Source organism: Paenibacillus sp. TC-CSREp1, from assembly GCF_050171015.1.
GTDB lineage: Bacteria > Bacillota > Bacilli > Paenibacillales > Paenibacillaceae > Paenibacillus > Paenibacillus silvae.
In genome coordinates, this window is record NZ_JBNOKM010000038.1 from 23648 (window position 1) to 29647 (window position 6000).

At 46.5% G+C, this 6000-nt stretch carries 6 protein-coding genes and 1 rRNA gene; 5 read left to right on the forward strand and 2 right to left on the reverse strand.

All coding sequences use genetic code 11. The features are described from left to right. The first annotated feature begins 182 nt into the window (after positions 1-182). Positions 183-410, forward strand: a complete 228-nt coding sequence (locus ACQSGY_RS30140) for a cold-shock protein (protein WP_111269572.1) — start codon at positions 183-185, stop codon at positions 408-410. A gap of 208 nt (positions 411-618) precedes the next feature. On the opposite strand, the gene ACQSGY_RS30145 is transcribed toward ACQSGY_RS30140, so the two are convergent. Then, the gene (locus ACQSGY_RS30145) at positions 619-963 is read right to left on the reverse strand and encodes a hypothetical protein (protein WP_184191387.1); all 345 of its coding nucleotides are present in this window, start codon (positions 961-963) and stop codon (positions 619-621) included. Between the two features lie 164 nt (positions 964-1127). Between ACQSGY_RS30145 and ACQSGY_RS30150 the strand changes: the two genes are divergently transcribed. After that, a complete protein-coding gene (locus ACQSGY_RS30150; RefSeq protein ID WP_427182286.1) occupies positions 1128-1859 on the forward strand; it encodes a class I SAM-dependent methyltransferase in 732 nt (243 codons plus the stop codon). A 110-nt stretch (positions 1860-1969) separates the two neighbouring features. Here ACQSGY_RS30150 and ACQSGY_RS30155 read toward each other — a convergent pair whose 3' ends face one another. Further along, positions 1970-2614 carry a GntR family transcriptional regulator gene (locus ACQSGY_RS30155; RefSeq protein ID WP_145406724.1) on the reverse strand — a complete coding sequence of 215 codons (645 nt, stop codon included), beginning with the start codon at positions 2612-2614 and terminating at the stop codon, positions 1970-1972. A gap of 490 nt (positions 2615-3104) precedes the next feature. Between ACQSGY_RS30155 and ACQSGY_RS30160 the strand changes: the two genes are divergently transcribed. The 3 genes from ACQSGY_RS30160 to ACQSGY_RS30170 all read left to right on the forward strand — a co-directional run. After that, positions 3105-4301 (forward strand): ornithine--oxo-acid transaminase, encoded by a 1197-nt coding sequence (locus ACQSGY_RS30160; protein WP_427182287.1) that lies wholly within the window; start codon positions 3105-3107, stop codon positions 4299-4301. 61 nt (positions 4302-4362) lie between these two features. Next, positions 4363-5346 (forward strand): arginase, encoded by a 984-nt coding sequence (gene rocF / locus ACQSGY_RS30165; protein ID WP_427182288.1) that lies wholly within the window; start codon positions 4363-4365, stop codon positions 5344-5346. 595 nt (positions 5347-5941) lie between these two features. Further along, positions 5942-6000 (forward strand): 16S ribosomal RNA (locus ACQSGY_RS30170); the annotation flags it as partial.

Sequence of the window (6000 nt, forward strand, 5' to 3'; positions counted from 1 at the left end):
AAAGCATAGCTGCCTTTAACATGTTATAATGGTAAAGGCAGCTTCTTTTTTTGAACATAGATGAAAGTTGGCCCAACCGTTGTCGAGGCAGAAGTTAGGCGGATGTTACACTTCCGCTAAGCAGTGGCTTTTGTGAAATAACGTCAGTAAGATGTGTTTCCATAACAAAGGGGGTAGAAGTCATGTATAATCGCAAAAAACCGATGGAAGAAATCCCACAGGCTGATGCAGCAATTTGGGAATGTACGAGTGATACGTGCAAAGGATGGATGCGGGACAATTTTGCGTTTGATAGCGTGCCTACTTGTCCGATATGTGCTTCTGAGATGGTCAGTACGACTAGGATGCTGCCATTGCTTGAAAATTCGAATAGCAATCTCAAGACGATGTCTAAAGGAAATCGGATTTAATATAGCTTACCCGCCTCTCACGAGGTGTTTTTTTTTAGACACATCACACCCGCTGCGAGGTGCGGAATTAAATATGAATTTACTGGCATTCGTTGATGACGGATGCTTTTTTGTTGCAGGAAAAAGAACCTCCTGTTGTTCCGTGATGGAACAATAAGAGGTTTTTTGCTTACTAATATAATTACAAGAGCTATCTATTCCGGATACCTTAGATGAACAGGAACGGAAGAAGGAATAGTGTTGCGATCAAGGCGATATCATAACCTGCTCCGTATCCATAACCGTATCCACCACCGTAAGGGTAGCCCCCATAGGCTGACGATTTGGCTTTTTTGGCTGAGGCCAGTTTCTTAGTGCTTACTCTGCGAAGCTGCTGCTTGGATTGGACAGCGCACAGGCGCGGACCTTGGAAGCATCCATTCAAGTACACCTTTCCATCCCGGCATCCTCCAAGTGTGCCATACATATGCTTGCCGTCTTTCATGACAAGACAGACAGGGCGTCCCATATGCGGTGACAAAGTTTCTTCACATACCGGATGAATTCTGTGCATGCATATCCCCCTCAATATTGCGGTTTGCCGCTTGAAATCAACGGTTTGTATATCATAGTAGAAACAGAGTCAATTGGTATGGACGAGTACCCGGATTTTGGCATAGTCAGGCGCCGATTTTGTATTTACTCCATAGACTGGAGGGAAGGGAAGGAGGGGGAGACGTGGATTATCATGATCTGCTGGCTCGTCTAGGTGAAGGTAGTGCGCATCCTGGCGGATTCTCGGCAACACTGCAGCTGCTGGATTCACTTTCACTACCTGCAGGTGCTCATATTCTGGAGGTTGGATGTGGTACAGGAAGGACGGCATGTCATCTGGCGCATCTGGGATACCGGGTAACTGCGATTGATCTGCATCGTCATATGCTGGATAAGGCAGTGAGACGTGCGCGTAAGGAGCAGGTGGATGTGCGTTTCATTCAAGCGGATGCTGCAGCGTTACCTCTGCCCGATCATCAGGTGGATGTGGTGTTTATTGAGTCTGTTACCATCTTTACACCCTGGCGTAAGACAATTGCCGAGTATGCAAGAGTGCTAAAGCCTGGAGGATTACTGGTGGATCGGGAAATGGTTCTCTCGGGAAGGAAAACGGAGCTGATGAGCCGCAGGTTGAGGCAATTCTATGGTATACGAACGCTGGCGACCGCAGGGGCGTGGAAGAAAAGATTGAGGGGATGCGGATTCTCTCGCGTTCAAGTTAAGGAGCATTCACGTACGATGGGTAAATGGGGCGTTGACCACGATCCTCTTCGTGAGATGGATATGAATTGGCTGGAGGACAAAAGAATGCAGCGTATGAGTCGAACGAATGACAGATTGCTTCTGAAATACGGAAAAAGACTGGGGTATGCCGTATTTACAGCGAGAGCTCCACTCGGTTCTGGCCCTGAATAAATAAAAGGCAGCCCATGATCGTTATGATGTGAGCTGCCTTTTATTTATTGGTTTGATGACTGGTAGGCATATATCCTAATTGTAGCGAGAATTCATTCAAAGCACGTATGTTAAAGCATATCGTTATCAATAATGCGCCAGTGATGTTTAAGCAGCGCCTCAAGCTGTGGTTTATCCTTTGCCCGAAAAGCGCCTAGAATCTGTCGGTGCTCTTCGTTAACTTCATGCAGCACCTCGGATAGTTTCGGTTTATTATCACTGACATAGGATTGCCTTATGAAGCTGTTCTTGAGTGTGTTTAACATTTCAATAACGGTGGCATTCCCGCAGCGCTGGATGTAGAGATTGTGAAAGAGATATTGATTTTTGCTATATGCGGCCAGATCGAGCCGGCTGATGTCTTCGTCCATTCGGGCAATCAGGGCTTCCATTTCAAGCAGTTCAGACGGTTTGAGCTGATCCACAGCAAGTGTAGCAGCGAGAGCCTCCAGCACACCGATGGCCTGAGAGAATTCAAGCTTCTTGCTTGTGTCAAAAGGAGCAACAATAAATCCCCTGCGCGGGATATACTGCAGTAGATTGTCAGAGGTGAGCTGAAATAAAGCTTCCCGGGTAGGGGTGCGGCTGATGTCCAGCTTTTTGCAAATCTCGGCCTCATTAATCTTCTGGTTGGGAAGCAGGGTCCCGTCCTGAATCTTCTGGGCAATGTAATCATAAACATGATCTTTCAAGGACCGATATTTAGGTACCTCCATACCAAACTCTCCCTTCTGTATGTATTGTGATATTGAATGGCTGGAAAGCCATGCAGGGCACGCCGCTCGGGGTGTTTCAGGTTTTAATCATCTTAACATCGAGGGGGGAGTTGGGCAAGCAAGTTCATTTTCCAGCGGGGGAGAAGACCGGGAAAATAATAGAACATTTTCTGGAATTATAATATAAAAAATGTTTAGAAAAGCGTTGTCTATTGCACATAGGTTTTGCTAGTATTATGGATACAACAACGTATATCATATTATGTATATTGTATACAAATTGTAGGGTTATTCGCATGCTCTATGATGCGTCAGATGAATGAGTATTTTAGGAACAAATTAATCCTTTCTTAGTTATATTTCTGTTAGTTGGAAGGTATTCAGATGAGGACATCTGCGGAAAAAGAGGAATGAAGTCGTAAAGGCGGGGCGGCTTGCATACATTGGTATTGTATTTTGTATACAATATTACGCGGAAGGTTGTGAGGGCATGTCGGATACCGAAATGTTCATTCAATGGTCGGAAACCTATGCGGCACCTAATTACCATCCACTTCCTATTGTGATTGAGCGAGCAGAAGGTGTTTGGGTGCAGGATCCGGAAGGACGCCGTTATATGGATATGTTAAGTGCATATTCAGCTCTGAACCATGGACACAGACACCCTGTTATTATTCAAGCGCTGAAGGAACAGGCAGATAAGGTCACCTTGACATCAAGAGCATTTCACAGCCATGCTGCGGCTATTTTCTACCAGCGGCTCTCTGCGTTTACGGGGAAGTCCAAAATACTGGCGATGAACACCGGGGCAGAAGCGGTGGAGACAGCAGTGAAGGCTGTACGAAGATGGGCATACCGTTGCAAGGGCGTAGCGGAAAATCAGGCTGAGATCATTGTATGCTCCGGCAATTTTCATGGCAGGACCCTGACCGTCACTTCTTTTTCCTCATCTCCAGAGTATAAAAAGGACTTTGGGCCGTTCACACCCGGGTTCCGCATCGTTCCTTATGGTGATCTGGAAGCGTTGAAACAAGCCATCACACCTCAAACGGCGGGATTCCTTGTAGAGCCGATCCAGGGTGAGGCAGGAATCATCATACCACCAGACGGATATCTGGCAAAAGCGTTTGAAATATGTAGACAGAACCGGGTTCTAACGATGGCGGATGAGATCCAGACCGGCTTTGGAAGAACAGGCCGCAGGTTTGCTGCGGATTGGGAGCAGGTCGAGCCTGATATCTGGATCATGGGCAAAGCGCTTGGCGGCGGGGTAATGCCAATCTCGGCCATTGCTGCCGAGGCCAATATTCTTGATTTATTTGAACCTGGATCACACGGCTCTACGTTCGGAGGTAATCCGCTTGCCTGTGCAGTGGCGGTTGCCGCCCTGGATGTTCTGGAAGATGAGAAGCTTGCGGAGCGGTCAGAGCGGCTGGGGAATTATTTTATGAAACAGCTTCAAGGGATTCGTAGTTCAATCATTCAGGATATTCGGGGTAAAGGTCTGTTTATCGGTGTTGAGCTGAAAAGTTCTGCGCGACCGTATTGCGAACGCTTGATGTCTGCCGGTTTGTTATGCAAGGAAACTCACGAAACGACGATCCGCTTCGCACCTCCACTAACGATCAAGGAGTCAGAGATTGATTGGGCTCTCGAGGTAATCAGAGAGGTATTATGTGACGCTTAACAAAAGTTTTTCACCAGGAATGCTTAGCGTTCAACCACGATGATAAAAGGAGCTGGTACTGATGAAGAATGAGAACATTCCGGTCGCAGGAGCGCATATGAAGCAGGAGGGTGATGCCCGCCAGACCTCTCAAGCATCCGCCCTTCAGAAGGAAATAGCTCTGATTAAAGTTCCTTTCGGATTAGCTGGTGCGAGAAACGGGGCTGAACTTGGTCCGGATGAGCTTGTAACTGCCGGGCTGAAGCGGGAAATTGCGAGTCTGGGTTATCGATTGACCAGAGAAGTGCGTGTGGACTGTCCGGTCCAGCCCACTAACGTTCCGGCACGTCGACTTACGGCAAAGTATTTGAATGAAGTTCAGCAGGTAACTGAGAAAGTGTGCCAGGAAGTATCAAGCACTTTGGAAGAAGGCGCATTCCCGCTTGTGCTTGGTGGTGATCATAGTGTAGCAATTGGAACGTTGGCCGGCTTAACAGCACATTACCAGAAGCTTGGTGTAATCTGGTTTGATGCCCATGCAGACCTTAATACGGAAGATCATAGTCTGACGGGTAATATGCATGGTATGAGTTTAGCTGCAGCTTTGGGCCATTCGACGTTTAACTTGTCGCAGATTAGGGGGGCCGGTTCGTTTGTTGATCCATCTAAACTCGTATATATCGGGCTTCGTGATCTGGATCTATATGAGAAGCAGCAGATACGAGCAATGGGCATTCAGGCATTCACGATGCATGATATCGACCGATTGGGCATGAAGCAAGTGATAGAGCAGGCCATGGTTATTGCGGGGAGTGATACGGATGGTATTCATGTCAGCTTTGATATGGATTGTCTTGATCCACGCGAGGCACCCGGAGTAGGAACACCTGTACCGGGAGGGCTGAGCTACCGCGAGGCACATTTTGCAATGGAATGTCTGGCTTCATCCAATTATGTTGTGTCTATGGAACTGGTGGAGGTGAATCCATTGCTGGATCAGAACCGGCATACGGCAAGATTGGGTGTTGGATTGATCGCTTCTGTATTAGGTAAGACGATTCTATAGAAGGAAGTGTGTTTTAGAGATGATTTTAAGGGGAGAAATCGTTTGATAGAGAGTAACGCAGGGAAGGTGTCTCATGTATCGAAATTGTTGGTGGATGATGCATGGGACTTCCCTGCTAGTCATTTGTGGGTTGTGCCAGATAAAGCTTGGGTGCATAGGAGTTAGTTATAGTCTTAAGGTGATGGATATAATCATTTATAATTCAGATTGAAAAGCATAGAGGAATGTGAGCCAGGAAGGGGTATGGATACATGGAAGAATCATTAGATGGGCTTAGTGAACTTTTTTTAAAAAAAGTCTTGCATTATAAATTTGTACATGGTATATTCTAATTCCGGCCAAGAAAACACAGTTTACACGGTGCGGCAAGCAACTTACAAAAAAGCTTCGAAAGAAGCTTGAAAAAAAGAGCTTGCAAAGTTGGTTCGGACATGATAAGATATAAGAGTTGCTGAAGCGAACGAGCGAAGGCGACGAAATAAGTTTGATCTTTGAAAACTGAACAACGAGTGAGTACTGATCTTGCTTGCAAGATCAACAATGAGATTAACAATCTCGTCAGATTCAAAATGAGCACATCGCTCTTTTCAATACTTTATTGGAGAGTTTGATCCTGGCTCAGGACGAACGCTGGCGGCATGCCTAATACATGCA

Bases quoted from the DNA above. Each gene is read 5' to 3' on its own strand.
- ACQSGY_RS30140 (WP_111269572.1), top strand. From the start codon at position 183: ATGTATAATCGCAAAAAACCGATGGAAGAAATCCCACAGGCTGATGCA.
- ACQSGY_RS30145 (WP_184191387.1), bottom strand. From the start codon at position 963: ATGCACAGAATTCATCCGGTATGTGAAGAAACTTTGTCACCGCATATG.
- ACQSGY_RS30160 (WP_427182287.1), top strand. From the start codon at position 3,105: ATGTCGGATACCGAAATGTTCATTCAATGGTCGGAAACCTATGCGGCA.
- rocF (WP_427182288.1), top strand. From the start codon at position 4,363: ATGAAGAATGAGAACATTCCGGTCGCAGGAGCGCATATGAAGCAGGAG.
- ACQSGY_RS30155 (WP_145406724.1), bottom strand. From the start codon at position 2,614: ATGGAGGTACCTAAATATCGGTCCTTGAAAGATCATGTTTATGATTAC.